The 14,858-nt window shown below is 63.3% G+C and carries 12 protein-coding genes, 1 pseudogene and 1 other annotated feature; of the genes and pseudogenes, 9 read left to right on the forward strand and 4 right to left on the reverse strand.

Annotated features, from left to right (window positions below):
- Positions 1-296: 296 nt before the first annotated feature.
- Entirely contained in the window at positions 297-1,433 is a 1,137-nt protein-coding gene (locus ACZ46K_RS01055; protein WP_464743358.1) for a cytochrome P450, read from the reverse strand.
- Between the two features lie 143 nt (positions 1,434-1,576).
- On the reverse strand, positions 1,577-2,305 hold the full coding sequence (locus ACZ46K_RS01060; RefSeq protein WP_464743360.1) for a TetR/AcrR family transcriptional regulator: 729 nt from the start codon (positions 2,303-2,305) through the stop codon (positions 1,577-1,579).
- 133 nt (positions 2,306-2,438) lie between these two features.
- Here ACZ46K_RS01060 and ACZ46K_RS01065 point away from each other — a divergent pair, with 133 nt between their 5' ends.
- The 5 genes and pseudogenes from ACZ46K_RS01065 to ACZ46K_RS01085 form a co-directional block, all read left to right on the forward strand.
- Positions 2,439-2,636, forward strand: coding sequence for a ferredoxin (locus ACZ46K_RS01065; protein WP_054805003.1), 198 nt, complete (start codon positions 2,439-2,441; stop codon positions 2,634-2,636).
- A 235-nt stretch (positions 2,637-2,871) separates the two neighbouring features.
- Positions 2,872-3,951, forward strand: coding sequence for a phosphotransferase (locus tag ACZ46K_RS01070; RefSeq protein ID WP_054805004.1), 1,080 nt, complete (start codon positions 2,872-2,874; stop codon positions 3,949-3,951).
- Between the two features lie 402 nt (positions 3,952-4,353).
- Positions 4,354-4,483: a sequence feature (AL1L pseudoknot), on the forward strand.
- Positions 4,397-4,732, forward strand: a complete 336-nt coding sequence (locus tag ACZ46K_RS01075; RefSeq protein ID WP_464743362.1) for a hypothetical protein — start codon at positions 4,397-4,399, stop codon at positions 4,730-4,732. Its footprint overlaps the feature before it by 87 nt.
- 645 nt (positions 4,733-5,377) lie before the next feature.
- Positions 5,378-7,423 carry a sensor histidine kinase gene (locus ACZ46K_RS01080; RefSeq protein ID WP_464743364.1) on the forward strand — a complete coding sequence of 682 codons (2,046 nt, stop codon included), beginning with the start codon at positions 5,378-5,380 and terminating at the stop codon, positions 7,421-7,423.
- A gap of 181 nt (positions 7,424-7,604) precedes the next feature.
- Positions 7,605-7,858 (forward strand): annotated as a pseudogene (locus ACZ46K_RS01085) (IS1380 family transposase); the annotation flags it as partial.
- Between the two features lie 682 nt (positions 7,859-8,540).
- Here the strand turns inward: ACZ46K_RS01085 and ACZ46K_RS01090 are convergent.
- The gene (locus ACZ46K_RS01090) at positions 8,541-9,257 is read right to left on the reverse strand and encodes an SDR family NAD(P)-dependent oxidoreductase (protein ID WP_054805009.1); all 717 of its coding nucleotides are present in this window, start codon (positions 9,255-9,257) and stop codon (positions 8,541-8,543) included.
- Between the two features lie 1,060 nt (positions 9,258-10,317).
- Between ACZ46K_RS01090 and ACZ46K_RS01095 the strand changes: the two genes are divergently transcribed.
- Positions 10,318-10,476, forward strand: a complete 159-nt coding sequence (locus ACZ46K_RS01095) for a hypothetical protein (protein WP_464743366.1) — start codon at positions 10,318-10,320, stop codon at positions 10,474-10,476.
- Positions 10,477-10,494: 18 nt separating this feature from the next.
- Here the strand turns inward: ACZ46K_RS01095 and ACZ46K_RS01100 are convergent, their stop codons facing one another.
- A complete protein-coding gene (locus ACZ46K_RS01100; protein ID WP_054809559.1) occupies positions 10,495-11,166 on the reverse strand; it encodes a FadR/GntR family transcriptional regulator in 672 nt (223 codons plus the stop codon).
- 169 nt (positions 11,167-11,335) lie between these two features.
- On the opposite strand from ACZ46K_RS01100, the gene ACZ46K_RS01105 reads away from it, so the two are divergent.
- The 3 genes from ACZ46K_RS01105 (at position 11,336) to ACZ46K_RS01115 (ending at position 14,780) form a co-directional block, all read left to right on the forward strand.
- A complete protein-coding gene (locus ACZ46K_RS01105; RefSeq protein WP_464743368.1) occupies positions 11,336-12,997 on the forward strand; it encodes a bifunctional fumarylacetoacetate hydrolase/alpha/beta hydrolase family protein in 1,662 nt (553 codons plus the stop codon).
- Between the two features lie 27 nt (positions 12,998-13,024).
- The gene (locus ACZ46K_RS01110) at positions 13,025-14,329 is read left to right on the forward strand and encodes a metal-dependent hydrolase family protein (RefSeq protein WP_054807528.1); all 1,305 of its coding nucleotides are present in this window, start codon (positions 13,025-13,027) and stop codon (positions 14,327-14,329) included.
- A 133-nt stretch (positions 14,330-14,462) separates the two neighbouring features.
- The gene (locus ACZ46K_RS01115) at positions 14,463-14,780 is read left to right on the forward strand and encodes a WhiB family transcriptional regulator (protein ID WP_464743370.1); all 318 of its coding nucleotides are present in this window, start codon (positions 14,463-14,465) and stop codon (positions 14,778-14,780) included.
- The last annotated feature ends 78 nt before the right edge of the window (positions 14,781-14,858 follow it).

The following is a 14,858-nucleotide window of genomic DNA, read 5'->3' on the forward strand; positions in this document are numbered from 1 at the left end:
TGGTGAAGTTAGAGGGTGGATGACGATGTGTCAATCACTGATCGGCTGACGGCACCACTTCGCCCCTTGAAGGCCAGAAGTGTTGCTGGCGACCGAGTGTGACGGACTGTGGGAGTGGTGTAGTGCGCGCCGGACATCAGGAGGTCAGGGTTGCTCACGGACGCAGTGAGGACACGCACCCAGTGCCGGTCCGGGCAGCGTGCAGCGCGGATCCGACCACTGGGTGCGTGCCGGGCGCAGCTGCCGCGGCGCCGAATTCATCGTGCGGAGTTACCTCGCGGAGGAGGTGGTGCGCGTCAGTCCCACGCGACGGGCAGGGAATGAACTCCGAAGACCACCATGTCGGTCCGGAGGGGAATCTCTGCGGCCGGAACGGTGAGTCGGAGACCAGGCAGGCGCTTGAACAGTTCGACGAGCCCCACGCGCAGCTCGACACGCGCGAGCTGCTGGCCCAGGCACTGGTGGATGCCGTAGCCGAAGGCCATATGCCCGGTGTCGCGCGGGCGGGTGACATCCAACTGGCCGGGCTCCGGCCAACGCTCTTCATCCCGGTTGGCGGTGGGCAACGAGATCACGACAGTGTCGCCGGCCGGAATCGTGACCTCACCGAGGGTGATGTCTTCTAATGCGATGCGGGTCGGGCCGGTATGTGAAACCGAAAGGTATCGCAGCAGCTCCTCGATGGCTGCGTCGATGAGTGTCGGATCGTTCTGGAGCGCAGCGAGCTGCTCCGGGTGCTCCAGCAGTGCAAAGACGCTCAGCGCAAGCATATTGGCGGTTGTCTCGTGGCCTGCACCGAGAAGCGTCACGCCGATGTCGATCAGCTCGGCATCGGTCAGCGGTGGATCGGCGGCCAGTTCGCCGCTGATCAGGCCCGAGAGCATGTCGTCACCGGGTTCGGCGCGTTTGGCGATGACCAGATTGCGCATGAACTCCCACAGTGCGAGCCCGGCGTCGCGCTGCTGTTCCGGAGTGTTGTTGATGTTGAGGGTGATCGCGCTCCGTTCCTGGAACTCTGCCCGGTCTTCGTACGGCACGCCGAGGAGCTCGCAGATCACCAGGGACGGTAGAGCCAACGCGAAACCTTCCACGAGGTCGGCGGTGGTGCCGGCGTCCTGCATGGCGGTGATGAGCTCGTCGGTGATCTCGTGCACTCGCTGATCCAGGGCACGCATGCGACGCACGGTGAACTGGCTGGTGAGCACCTTGCGTAGCCGCGAGTGTTCCGGGGGATCCATGAAGATGAACATGCCGTCGGTGCGCTGCAGGTCCGGCTGGGCGGGGCAGCCGCCGGCCGTCACCTGTTCGGAGGTCAGGGACATGGCGTTGGTGTTGCGCACCACATCGGAGCTGAGGCGGGTGTCCGAGATGGCCTTGCGGACTTCTTCGTAACCGGTGACGAACCAGACGTGTGCGCCATTGAGCAGTGGCACCTTTGCGACCGGGCCCTGTTCCTCCTGTAACCGGAACCGTGCGGCGGGCGGATCGAAGGGGCACCCGGTCCTTTCGGATATTTCGGGGGGTAGAGGTCGTCGGCCGGTCAACGATCCGATCGGGGCGGTCGTCTCGGTAGCTTTCACGGGCTGTTCCCTTCGTTGGCTGTGGGTTCGGAGTGAGCGTTTCGGGGGTGACAGGGGGCGGTGAGCAGCCCGGTGACGGCGTCGGCGAGCCCTTCGCCGATCATGTGCCAGTCGGCGGGGTCGCCGGTGGTGGCGGCGAGTCGTTCCTGTTCTGCGCAGGTATGCATGACTGCCATGCGCATGGCCTGCCTGCGCAGAAGGGCCTCGGCCGGCGTCAGTTCCGGCACGCCTCTCCAGTTCTCGTAGTCGGGGATCGGGACGAGGTCGCCGGTCAGGATCTCCTCACGGAATACCGGATCGACGGCCACTTGAGCGTTGAACCGAGCATTCCAGCTGGGATTGCCGAGGCCGGCCAGGTGTTCGGTGTAAGGCAGCACAAGGCCCGCCAAATGGTCGCGAGGGTTGGTTGAGCCGCGCACTTTCTCCGCCATCTCGCGTGCGCGGACGGCGACCGGCTCCCCGTGTTTCCGCACGATTGCGCGGATCAGATCTGCACGGGTGCCGATGTGGTATTTCAGCGCAGAATTATTGCCTTGCCCGGCGACTTCGACGATGTGCCGCATCGACACCTGAGACAGGCCCTGTTCGGCGAACAACCGTTCTGCGGTGGTGAGAAGTAGCTCTCGCGTGGCCTCGCGTTGCTCCTTGCGTGAAACAGGTCGAGGGGAGACGGGGAGCGAGTCGTTGATCATGAGCAACATTCTGTCTTCCGTGACGATCCGCATGTGCCCACCACCTTCCAACTTTTCTCAGACAGGCATCTGACTTATGTTGTACCGTACTCGTGAGGCGCATCACATGACAATGGTTCTCACCGATCAATTTGCGTCAATTCGAACGACTACAAGGAGATACCCAATGCAGGTGAGCGTTGATACTCAGAAGTGCATCGGCTCCGGGATGTGCGTGCTGCACATGCCGGAAGTGTTCGACCAGCGTGACGACGACGGCGTGGTGGTGCTGCGGACCGAGAGCCCCGGGCCCGAACTGCACGACGCCGTCCGGGAGTCGGCCATCGCTTGCCCGGCGTCCGCTATCCATCTAGTCGAATCGTGAACCGTGCCATGATCGTCGGTGCCCCTGCGGCGGGCTGAGCTGCACCTGTATAGGACCGCCGTCGTCGAGTCATGGTAGGCCAACTTTCAGCGAGGCCTCAAAGAGTACTGGAGTATCTACTCGATGAGTACTACATTCTCGTTGTGAGACTACAACGTTCTACTTCATGCATGACAAACAGCAATCTCAAGGCAATCGGGGTCCCGGGGAGCAGCGGAACGAAGGGAGAACGATCATGAATGCGCACGTTCCGGACACTCTCGAGGAAGCATTGTCGCCTCAATGGCTGACATCCGCTCTGCAACAACGCTTTCCGGGAATCGAGGTCCGCGATGTGATTCCTGGTCCAATTGTGGACCGTGTGTCGACGAATGCGCGATTCGTCATCGTGTGCGATGGAGGGGTACCAGAGGGCCTGTCGTCGCGGTTGTGCGTCAAAGGCTACTTCAACGAGCAAGGACGGGAGGCGCGGTTTGTCGGCGAACGCGAGGCCCATTTCTATCGTGATTTGGCCGAGCCGAGTGGCATTCGCACACTCCAAAGCGTCTGGGCGGATTTCGACTCTAATGCCCGCCACGGAGTGGTGCTGACCGAGGACATCGTGGCTGCTGGGGGTTCCTTTCTCGACGCGGCCAGTCATATCACGCCAGACCAGGCGGCCGACAGCCTTAGTCAGTTCGCCAAGCTTCATGCATCTACCTGGGGCGAAGCGCAATGGGCGGACAAGCACTGGCTCGCTTCGAATTTGGCAGGCGCGTTGAGGGCGTGGGGGGACGACGCGATCACCGCGCGGATAGACGGCAACTTCAACGGCCCCAATGGCCAACGTGTACCCGCAGAGGTCAATGACGCGGCCTCGCTGACCAGCGCCTACACGTCACTTGTCTCCACATTGGAAACCGAGCACGCATCATCGGATTGGTGCGTCATTCACGGCGACGCCCATATCGGAAACACCTTCGTCGACCCGTCGGGAGCGATGAGCCTTGTCGACTGGCAACTCGTTCAACGGGGCATGTGGTACCTCGATGTAGGAACGCATATCGCGACCGCGTTGACCGTGGAGGACCGGAGGAGAAGCGAAAAGGACCTCCTTTGGCATTACCTCGACTGTCTCGCATCCCACGGTGTGACGCCTCCGTCGCGCGATGCCGCGTGGCGAGCGATGAGCCGCGGGATACTTCGTGGCCTGTTCCTCTGGGGTATCACGACCAAAGTCGCGCCGGACCTGATCGAGATCCTGTTGCACCGACTCGGCACTGCGGCCACTGATCATGATGCACTCTCGCCCGAGAGGTACCTGACACCTCTGTGAAGACACTCGACGGCGAGCGGTCAGGCGACTACCTCACGAATACTACCGAAGGATCGATGTGAACCGTCTCGGGTTTGATGTCGGGTCCTTTCTTGAGGAGGGATGCACATCATGTCCAAGCGCTACCCCGCCGAGCAGCGTGAACGAGCGGTGGAGATGTCCTTGACACCTCGACGAATACCCCTCACGGTTCGCTGCGTGCAAAGCTATCGCCCCGAGGCTCGGTGTCGAGTCGCTGCGCACCTGCACCCGACAAACCCTGATCAACGCCGACAAGACGCCCGGCGTGACCACCACTGAGCAGTAGCAACGGCCCCGCCGTCGGCGCGGGCTGCGGGATCAAAGAGTTCGAACGCGAATTTCGAAACCTCCGTGAGAACAACGAGATTCTGAATTCCGCTTCGATTCTCTTCGCGGCGGAGATCGACCGCCCACAGCGCTGATCGTGGAAATCGCCGCTGCTCACCGCGACGAACACGGGGTCGATCCGATCTGCGCGACCTTACGCGGGAAGGCCGCCCAGATCGCTCCGTCCATGGTCCGAGCCCATCTGATCCCACAACGGACCGAATCGGCACGCGTGGTGCGTGACCGCGAAGTGCTGGCCGAGATTCGGAAGATTCATGCCGACAATCTCGGTGTGTACGGTGCCCGCAAAGGTGCGCTCAAGTCTGAAACGAAAGGGAATGTCGGTGGCCCGGTGCACCGTGGAACGATCGATGAAAGCCGATGGGTTACAGGGAATACCACGGCTGAAGGGTCGGAAGACCACGCACAGTAACGGGCTGCGACTCCGCGGCCGGCGGTTCGGGTTCAGCGGCAGTTCATCGGCGACGCGCCCATCGCGTTGTGGGTGGGCCGATCTGACCTACACTCGCACGCATTCAGGGTGGGTGTACGCCGCGTTCGTCCTCGAAGTTCACATCGCCCGATTCGATCCCCGAGACCGGGCAGAACGTCCGGGTGCGGTGGGCCGAGGCGCTGCCCAAACCGTCAAGTGGAGCACGCTGCCGGTGGGGCATCCACCACGGCGCTGGGGACAGCCGCGCCGGTCATGGCCTGCACCTTCCCCTCTCAGGCCACAGATTCGTCTCCCCGCCAGGACAACCACCACATCCACGGCATGATGTGTGATGCAGTACGCACCCTGGGAGTGTGCGGACCGAACCTGCGGTGCCTCCGGATCGAGCTTGGTTCTTTCCCACCGACGTCGACCTGATGTCCACCTGGGATTCTGCCGCTTCGATACATACGGGCATGCGTATAGATGCTATTCGGATGTGGCGGCCCCCTTGTGCGGCGCCCGTGGCCGTTCCTAACCTGACCTCCTGACAATCTCTAAATCTGTTTCGACATCGCCATTTTCGTCTAGATTGCCGTTTCCAGGCCCGGTGGCGCCCGAAGCTCGAAAGGAATCGATCCTGCCATGAGCCGAGCAGCGCGACTGTTCCGGTCCTTTTCGCCGCAGAACTGGCGCCTACGGTGGAAGGTCGCCGTGCTGCTCTGCCTACCGGTGATCGCGGCAAGCCTGTTCGGTGCGTCCCGGGTCACTCAACTCGTGGAGGAGTCCCGACACTACGCCGTTCAGTCCGAGCAGATGGCTGTTCTCCCGGCGCTCACCGAGTTCAGCACAAGCGTGGCGGGCGCCGCCGCTGCGACGGTCCTGTCGCTACCACCGGAGCCAGGCGTGGAGACCGCCACGCAAGCCGACATTGCGATCGTCGAGTTGCTGCAGAACAGCGATCTCGAACCTCAGGTTGCGGCCGCCCTGACAAGGGTCCTCGAAGAGGGTAGGAACCTGCTGGCCAGCGCCCTGACAGGGGAGATGGGACCCCTTGCCGTCGGTGAACTCGTCAAAGAGTTCGTCGCCCGCACGAACAACGTCTACCGCATCATCATCAACCTTACGGCGAACCCCATGGTGTTGAGCGAAGGCGCCACCCTCCTCGACAGTTGGACAATCCAGTGGGTGCTGCTCGATCAGGTCATTGCCTTCGCTGCTTTGCGAGACGAGCCCACGTCTGCGTTGCTCATGTGGTCGACTGCGATGGGTACCGAACTCGCCGAGCTGCGTGTGCTTGCCGATACGCTGCCCGATCGGGCGCCCGTGGACGCGCTCATCGCCGACGTCCAGAACCGATCCTTGCTGACTGCGAATCTCGATGACGCGGCCGCAGACGTCGGAGCTCTGCGCGACTCCCTGTTCACCGCGCTGGTCCGGTACCGGGAATTCGTCGACGCGTCAGCGCGAAATATCACCACCACCCTCGATGACCTCGCATCCCAGGCCCGCGCGGAATCGTGGCGCGACGGCATCGCAGTCCTCACCGTACTCGGCCTCGCGGTTGCCCTCGCGAGCGCCATGTCAGTCTCGCTCGTCCGGCCACTGCGACGACTGCGCGACGACACACTGCGCGCCGCAGAGCACGACCTGCCCGAGGCGATCATCAGCATCCGTGAAGGTGGTGACATCGACTCGATGGTGCTGCCGCCAGTCCGGGCGAACCCCGTCGAGGAGGTCGGCCAGGTCGCCCGCGCCGTGGACACCATGAAGTTCGAAGCTCTACGCCTCGCCGGTGAACAGGCACACCTACGGCGGCAGGTCAACGAGATGCTCGAAACCCTCGCGCGACGCAACAAAACCCTCGTCGAACAACAGCTTTCGCTGATCGAATCGCTCGAGTTCGAGGAGAAGGACCCCACCCGGCTGCAGAGCCTGTTCGCACTCGATCACCTGGCTGCTCGGATGCGCCGCACCGGCGACTCCCTGCTCGTGCTCGCCGGAACCTGGAAGCGTCTCGGCCGTATGCCCGACACACCGCTCGGCGACGTACTGCGCGGGGCCGTATCCCAGGTGGAGAACTACGAGCGGGTGCACATTGGGGCGATGCCGGCAGGGAACCTCGTGGGCAGCGCCGTCGCCGACGTTGCCCACCTCGTCGCAGAGCTTATCGACAATGCCCTGCGCGCCTCACCACCGAACACCACGGTCAGGTTCGCGTTCTCCGGCGCGGTCGATGGCGGGATGCTCCTCGAAATAACCGACCAGGGTATAGGCATCCCCGCCCATGACCTCAACGAGATAAACGAGCGGCTGACCGCAGACGGCGAGACCACCAGCGTCGCGACTCATCGTATGGGATTGTTCGTGGTGGGCCGGCTGGCCGAACGACACGGCATCGCCGTCCGACTGCGCCCGACGTTCGATTCGGAAAGAAACAACGGGATCACGGTTAGTGTATATCTACCTGCGAAATTACTTTCCGGTACAAATGACTTCGCTGAGCCGTACCATATCGACCGGCCCCGCCGACCGCGCAGGGACGATCGTGAACCACTGCCCAGTAGGGGTGCCGTCGAGCAGTACCCGAACGTCCTTCCGCACCAACCAGAACCGTCACAGCAATGGCACCAGCCCGTAGAAACGGCATCGAGGTTGCATCGCCGTGACTCGCCCGAGTCGTGGGCGTAACCGGATCACGACCCTGTATTGGACGGACCACTTTACGGCCCTCTGTCCGGCCACCGCGAGAACTACGTGCCCGCAGAGCTCGTGGAGCCGAATCTGCAGGCCCGGGGCCCCCGAGTGAGCCAGTCGAGCGACTGGTGCGCCTCAAGAGGCCAGGAGGCTCGATCGAACGAAGAATTCGCAGACCCACACCACCGCCCCAGCCGCCGACGCCGATGTCACCCATCGCAGGCACGCAAATCATCGAAACCGTTTCGCCGACCTCATCGACGGGCCCCGGCGCACATGCCGCCGGGGAAGTTGGGGGCGAACTCCGCCTGGGTGCTCTGCTCGGCGATCGCCCACAATCTGCTGCGCGCTACCGGCGTTGTTGCAGGTGGTGGGCATGATCGCGCCCGTGAATCGACGCTACGACGCAAGATCGTCCGCCTTCCCGCAACGAAAGGCTGATCTCGTTGCTGGCGTTGACAAATGGATTGTCTTCTTACCACACTGATCGACAAAGATCTGCGACGGGGATGGTCAGTCCGACAGCTACGAGAAGTTGCTTCAGGTGACAGTCGCCTGAAGCACGTAACCCCCGTGCCCACCGTTCAGGGAAGCCCCGCCTTCCGTGTTGGCGTGTCCCCCGTACGGAGGTCGAGGGTGATGGAGGAGCGCGGCATCCGTATCCCCAGGGAGACTACAGTTCACATCTCGCCACATCGTAGCTATGCCCGCATCCTCCAATATTTCGTCGAGCCTGTCGGATATAATCAAGAATTCGCCCTGCCGCAGCTACACTCGGTAGCCAGATCATGTGGATGCTCGGCCAGGTCAAGGCCGCTTCCTGGCCGACGCGATCCGCTCGAGGACAGCACGATCCGGCACGACCGTTCCCGCATCGTCTGAATGATGGAGGATGGTTATTTCCACAGAGTTCCGGGCAACGGAACCGGAGGCTCGCCCCCGTGATCTGAACGAATTCCACCGCGGATCTCGAAGTCCTGCCGGAACAATGAGGCGCTCCTCACCGGGTGGCCCGGACCTCTCGACGCGCCAGCTCAGGGTTCAAGCAGCTACCCAACCGGGTGGCCCGCCTGCGGATCGGGTGATCGCGTGGCACGGCCCGACCAAGTCCTTACCGAGTAGTAAATGTTCCACCATTGACATGCAATGTCTGACCAGTTATGTGCGCAGCACCAGGTGACGCCAGAAACAGTGCCAGGGCAGCAATGTCGTCGGGTGAACCCCGACGGTTGTTCTGAGTAGCCGAGATGAGATCGCGTTCACGCTCTGCAGTCAGTTGGCCTTTGAAGAATTCCGTATCGGCGATGAATCCCGGGGATATCACGTTGGCGGTGATGCCCCGTTGACCGAGTGACTTGGCAAGTCCGATGGTCCAGGAACTGACCGCGGCCTTGGCCGAACCGTAAGAACCCGCTCCGCTCTCGGCAGCGATCGAGCCGATATTGATGACGGTTCCACCGTTGGTCAGGCGTGGCCCCAATTCGGCGAACGTCAGCACCGCAGTGAGCACGTTGGCAATGTAGTTGTCCAGCCACTCATCTCGCACAGATTCAAGACCCGCTCGAGTGCCTCTACCGAACCCGATGTTGCCTCCAGCATTGTTGACGATGACATCCAGATCGCCCGGAAGTGTCTGTGCAAGAGCGGATATCTGCGCAGGATCGGCATGATCACAGACCGCAAAATCGATGTCGAGTTCTTCAGCGGCTGCCCTCAGCGTTGCATCGGTCCGTCCTGTGATGATGATCCGCGCGTCACGCTCACGCCGAAACTCTCTGGCAATCGCCTTCCCGATGCCGGTGGCACCACCGGTGATCAGAACGTTCACTACACCTCAACTTTCACATCGAAATACCTCACCCGCCAGGTGAGCGTTCAGACTCGCAAGAAGGGATCGCCGACTCCCCTCGGGCCACCGACCAATCGCGATCGAACGCGACAACAATTATGAACGCCGCCACTGCGAGAGAACACCCGCTGGTAGCACCATCTTCATGCCAGCGCCGGTCCCTCTGTCTCTAACAAATCGACTGCATGGAGGCCCGATTCCCTCTGGACGATAGGCGTCGTCAACATTTACGCCATCCTGACGACCCAGCGATACGGTCGGCGGAGTCCCTGAGATTGCACCCCCTGAGAGTGGACACCGGATTTCATGCGGCGAGTGCGAGCGTAGCCGATACACCAATCGCCGTTGTAGAAACGTGCGGGCAGCGGCCTCTGTCGATTTCGACAGCCTGCTCACGGGCACCGTGGTGACGGACGGGTCTCCGTTGACTATGCCGAGCGCGTTGGCGGGGCCGGATGCGAGTTCTTCATCAGCCACTCATGGAATTCGAAGAAGGGTTGAACCGCGCGCCTGCGTGGACCAGCACCGACTTCGACTGATACAACAGGGGTCCATTGAGCTGCTTGAGACGGGAAGCCGGGCAATAGGCAGCTGACTCGCTCCTCTGCTTCAGGACCGTCTAGGACACTTTCTCCCCGGACGAGCGCGAAGTCCTCTTGGCATGCCATCGACGTTTACTTTCGGGTATCGGTCAACGTGGAGTCGCGCGTGTTCGCGATGCCCCCTCGGCCAATGTAAAAGGAATCATGTCAATCGGATCTTCCATCGCTTCACTCACTTTCGTGTCACAGTGACCGAATATTAAGTCCTGCGACCCATTCTGTCCATAGTGGCCTTGCAATAGATCGGCAGCGGATCAGCAGTGATGCAAGCGGACATACAAACCTCTCTGTAGACGAACACGCTCGTCCCTACCGACGGACAGCTGATCTCCCTGCCGATGGACACGGGCCGGCGTTGTGTCCGTCCTGACAGACGCCCCTCCGGGGTTTGCTCGAGGTCTTCGACCACCAACGAACGACTCCCACCGGACGGATGCATGAAGAAGTCTGACAGGGACATCGTGGAAATTCTCGAGGTCTACGACACCACCGGCATCACGCACTCCGCCGCGCAGCTGGCGGTGAGGCCGCGTTCGCGCGTGGCGACGAGACCACCGAATCCTGGTCCGACCCAGGGGCCGACGCTTCGCGAGTGAGTGCTGTAGGTGGTGCGGTCAGGCGCTGTCCCCCAACAGAGTCGTGCGGACGTGCCGCAGATGCGTCCGCATCGCGGTACGGGCACTGTCCGGGTCCCGGTCGGCGATGGCGTCGACGATGTCCTCGTGCTCGCCGCAGTATTCGCGATGTAACTCCGGATTGAAGGTGCGTTTCTTCAGCCCGCCCCAGATCGGTTGTTGACGGCTGTCGATGAGGAGTTGACTGACCCCGATCAGGACGATGTTGTGGGTGGCGAGCGCAAAACTATGGTGCAGCGCGGTGTCCCACCTCTCGAACTCTTCCGAGGATCGGGCGCCGTCGCCGCCGCGCAGGCAACGCCGCATTTCCTCGATGTCGTCGCGAGTCGCTGCGGCGACGGCGAGTGGGAGCAGTTCCGGTTCGAGGATCAGCCGCGAGCTCATGATCTCGCTGGGGCTGGGATGGTTCGCCGTTTCCGCAGCCGCGGATTCACTCGGGGCGAGGAACGTGCCCCGGCCGACGTGGCGCACCACGATTCCCCGGTGTTCGAGGTCCTCGAGGACGGATCGGACCACGGCTCGGCTGACACCGGCTTCGGCGGCCAGTTCGCGCTCGGTCGGCAGCTTGTCCCCCGGGCCCAACTGGTGTTCGGAGACGAGGTGTTCGATGTGCCGCAGAGCGGCCGCTGTAGGTCCCACAGCCAAGGTCACAACAACTCCTCTCGACGTACCAATTCGAACCAATTATAGGGGTCTGATCTACACCCTCCCTGCCGACACAGCGAGAAATCAAGTGTTGACGATCACAGCGACCTCAACCTATCGTAACCAATAAGAACCTCATCTCGGTTTGGTCCACATTGGTTTCACAGGAGGTCTCATGCGCTTCGCGCGGATTCAAGGTAAGAACGGCACGGTCGTCTGCGCCGTGGACGCGAACGGAGCTGCACTGCCCGTGCAGTTCGGTGACACCGGCGCCCCAGTGCGCGAGCTGCAGGAGATCATCGCCGGCGGCCAGGCCGCACTCGGCCGACTGAGCACCAGCACCCCCGCCGAGGGCGGCAAACTGCTCGCCCCTATCACCCCGCACCGCAACGTGTTCTGCGTCGGCCGGAACTACTCCGAACACGCCGCCGAGTTCGCCAAGAGCGGGTTCGACGCCACCGGCTCCGCGGACGGCCAGCACGTGCCGCAGTACCCGGTGGTCTTCACCAAGCCCGCCGCCACCGTCATCGCCTCCGGCGACCCGATCGACCCGCACACCGATATCACCTCGGCCCTGGACTACGAGGGCGAGATCGGCATCATCATCGGCAAGCGCGCCTCCAAGGTCAGCCGCGACGACGCAATGGACTACGTGTGGGGCTACACCCTCATCAACGACGTCACCGCCCGCGACCTGCAGCGCGACCACAAGCAGTGGTTCATCGGCAAGTCCCTCGACACCTTCTGCCCGCTCGGCCCCTGGGCCGTCACCGCGGACGAGATCGACATCAACGACCTGCAGCTGCAGACCCGCGTCAACGGCGAGTTGCGGCAGGACACCAACACCGCCCAGCTCATCTTCGACGTGCCCACCATCATCGAGACGCTCTCGGCGGGCATCACCCTCGAACCCGGTGACGTGATCGCTACCGGCACCCCGGTCGGAGTCGGCATCGGCTTCGACCCGCCGAAGTACCTGGTCGAGGGCGACGAAGTGATCGTCTCGGCACCCGGCCTCGGCGAGCTGCGCAACAGCATCGGCATTCCTGCCGCCGTGGACCACCTCACCCTGGCAGGAACCAGCGAGCTGTTCGTCGAGAAGACCGGCAGCGGACCCGCGGTCGTGCTGATCCACGGCCTCGGCGGTGCGACCACCGTGTACGAGCCGCAGGTCACGGCGCTCGCCGAAACCCACACCGTGCTGCGCTACGACCTGTCCGGTCACGGCCGCTCCCCGTTCGCCGGGCCCGCGAGCATCGACAACTGGGTCGAGGAATTGCGCGCGCTGCTCGACACCGAGGGCATCGAGCAGACCGCCCTGGTCGCGCACTCGATGGGCACCCTGGTAGCGAACACCTTCGCCGCCAAGTACCCGCAGCGTGTCAGCAAGGTCGCGCTCCTCGGCGCGGTCCGCGCTCAGCCGGAGGCAGCCAAGACCGCCACCCGCGCCCGCGCCCGCACTGTCCGCGAAGCCGGCATGTCCGCCGTCGCCGACACCATCGTCGCCGCGGCTCTGTCGCAGGAAACGCACAGCACCCGTCCGGCGTCGGTGTCCCTGGTCCGCGAACTGCTGCTCGGCCAGAACCCCGAGGGCTACGCGAGCGCCTGCGAGGCCCTCGCCGCCGCCGCCGAACCCGACTTCGCGTCGATCGACGTCCCGGTTCTTCTGCTCACCGGCGACGAGGACAAGGTCAGTCCCGTCGCGGTCAACGACGAGCTGCTCTCGATCTACCCCAACGCCCAGAAGCACGTGCTCGACGGGGTGGGTCACTGGCACTCCGTCGAAGATCCCAGTGCTGTCACCAACCGCCTCCAGGAATTCCTGAACAAGCCCTGAGCTTCTCCGAAGAAAGGAGTGGCGATAATGACGTCATCCAACACCCCCGATCAGTCCATCCTTTTCACCAACGTTCGGATTTTCGACTCCACCGGCTCCGACCCGTATGAGGGTGAAGTGCTGGTCGAAGGCGAACGCATTGCCGAGGTCCGCAAAGGCACAGGAGATCTGCCTCGCGACGGCGCGAGAGTCATCGACGGCCAGGGAAAGTTCCTGATGTCGGGTCTGTGTGACGCTCACACCCACTTCTCCTGGGTCAACTCCGCCGACCTGCCCGGACTCGGGACGATGGGCGTCGAAGAGCACACCCTACTGTGTGCCCGGTCGGCGCAGACCTACATCGATTCCGGCTACACCATGTGTGTCGGTGCCGCAGCCGCCAAGCCGCGACTTGATGTGGTCATCCGCGACGCCATCAACGCCGGCCAGATCCCCGGTCCCCGCTACCTGGCGAACTGTCAGGAGATCGCGGTCACCGGCGGCGCACTGGTCAAGGGGATCACCGCCTTCGCCGACGGTCCCGAGGAGATGCGCAAGGCGGTCCGGCTCAACGTCGATCTGGGTGCGGACCTGGTGAAGTTGAGCATGTCCGGCGAGGAGATCACCGGCAACCAGCACGCCGCCGACAACTACTTCTCGGACGAGGAAACCGCGGCCGCGGTCACCGAGGCGCACCGCCGCGGGCTGCGGGTGTGCTCACACGCGAGGTCCGGGGAGAGCGTGAAGATGTCGCTGCGCAACGGCGTCGACATCATCTACCACGCCTCCTTCACCGACGAGGAGGGTCTGGACCTGCTCGAAGAGCAGAAGGACCGCGTCTTCGTCGCACCCGGGTTGAACTGGCTGGTCGCCACCCTGCACGACGCCGAGGCATTCGGGTATCCTCCCGAGGCCGCCGAAGCTGCCGGATACCAGCACGAACTCGACTGCGCGATCGGGGCACTGAAGAAAATGAAGGAACGCGGAATCCGGGTGCTGCCCGGCGGGGACTACGGCTTCGCGTGGACCCCACACGGCACCTACGCCCGCGACCTGCAGCACTTCGTCGAACTGCTCGAGTTCTCCCCGAAGGACACCCTGCTCGCGGCCACCGCGCTCGGCGGGCAGATCATGCGGATGCCCGACGACCTCGGGCAGGTCAAGGCCGGGTTCTACGCGGACATGATCCTGATCGACGGGGACCCGATCGAGGACATCACCATCCTGCAGGACCAGTCCAAGATCGTGGGAATCATGAAAAACGGTGTCTTCCACAAAGATCCGGGATCGGGAGAGTCGGCGCGCCCGTCAACGCTCAGCGAAACCCACCGGGGCACCCCCATCCCCGCGTAGGAACTCGCTGCCGTCGGCGGCCGGCGAGGTGGGGAGCGTGGCGCACCCATCCCGCCGGCCGCGGACAACCACGTCCGACGATATTCGTGTGCCCTGCGGTGGACCCGTCACCGGGCCATTGAGGAGAACTACCGTGCCGTCGACTCTGCTCTCGCGGCAGCAAGCCAAGCTCATCGCCGTCACCGAATTCTGGGACTGGCAGCTCCATGCCAGATGTCGCTCCCTCGGTTCGGCCACTTTCTTTGCCCCCGACGGCGAACCCCCCGGACAGCGGATCCGCCGAGAGAACGACGCCAAGAAGATCTGCGGCGACTGCCCGGTGCGGGCGCACTGCCTCGACCATGCCCTCGGCACCCCCGAACCGCACGGAGTGTGGGGCGGAATGACCGAACGTGAACGCGCGGGGACGAAGAATCTCACCACCGCCCGGTCCACACTGCTCGCTTCCTGATCTACACCGTGCACCGCCCGATCGGCGCACCTGCACCTCCGGTGTCCGCACCCCGTCGACGCCCACCTTCCACAGCCG

Source organism: Rhodococcus sp. JCM 9793, assembly GCF_055380405.1.

Excerpts from the sequence above, each read along its gene's own strand:
- ACZ46K_RS01060 (WP_464743360.1), bottom strand. The coding sequence starts at position 2,305 with ATGCGGATCGTCACGGAAGACAGAATGTTGCTCATGATCAACGACTCG.
- ACZ46K_RS01065 (WP_054805003.1), top strand. The coding sequence starts at position 2,439 with ATGCAGGTGAGCGTTGATACTCAGAAGTGCATCGGCTCCGGGATGTGC.
- ACZ46K_RS01070 (WP_054805004.1), top strand. The coding sequence starts at position 2,872 with ATGAATGCGCACGTTCCGGACACTCTCGAGGAAGCATTGTCGCCTCAA.
- ACZ46K_RS01080 (WP_464743364.1), top strand. The coding sequence starts at position 5,378 with ATGAGCCGAGCAGCGCGACTGTTCCGGTCCTTTTCGCCGCAGAACTGG.
- ACZ46K_RS01095 (WP_464743366.1), top strand. The coding sequence starts at position 10,318 with ATGAAGAAGTCTGACAGGGACATCGTGGAAATTCTCGAGGTCTACGAC.
- ACZ46K_RS01105 (WP_464743368.1), top strand. The coding sequence starts at position 11,336 with ATGCGCTTCGCGCGGATTCAAGGTAAGAACGGCACGGTCGTCTGCGCC.
- ACZ46K_RS01110 (WP_054807528.1), top strand. The coding sequence starts at position 13,025 with ATGACGTCATCCAACACCCCCGATCAGTCCATCCTTTTCACCAACGTT.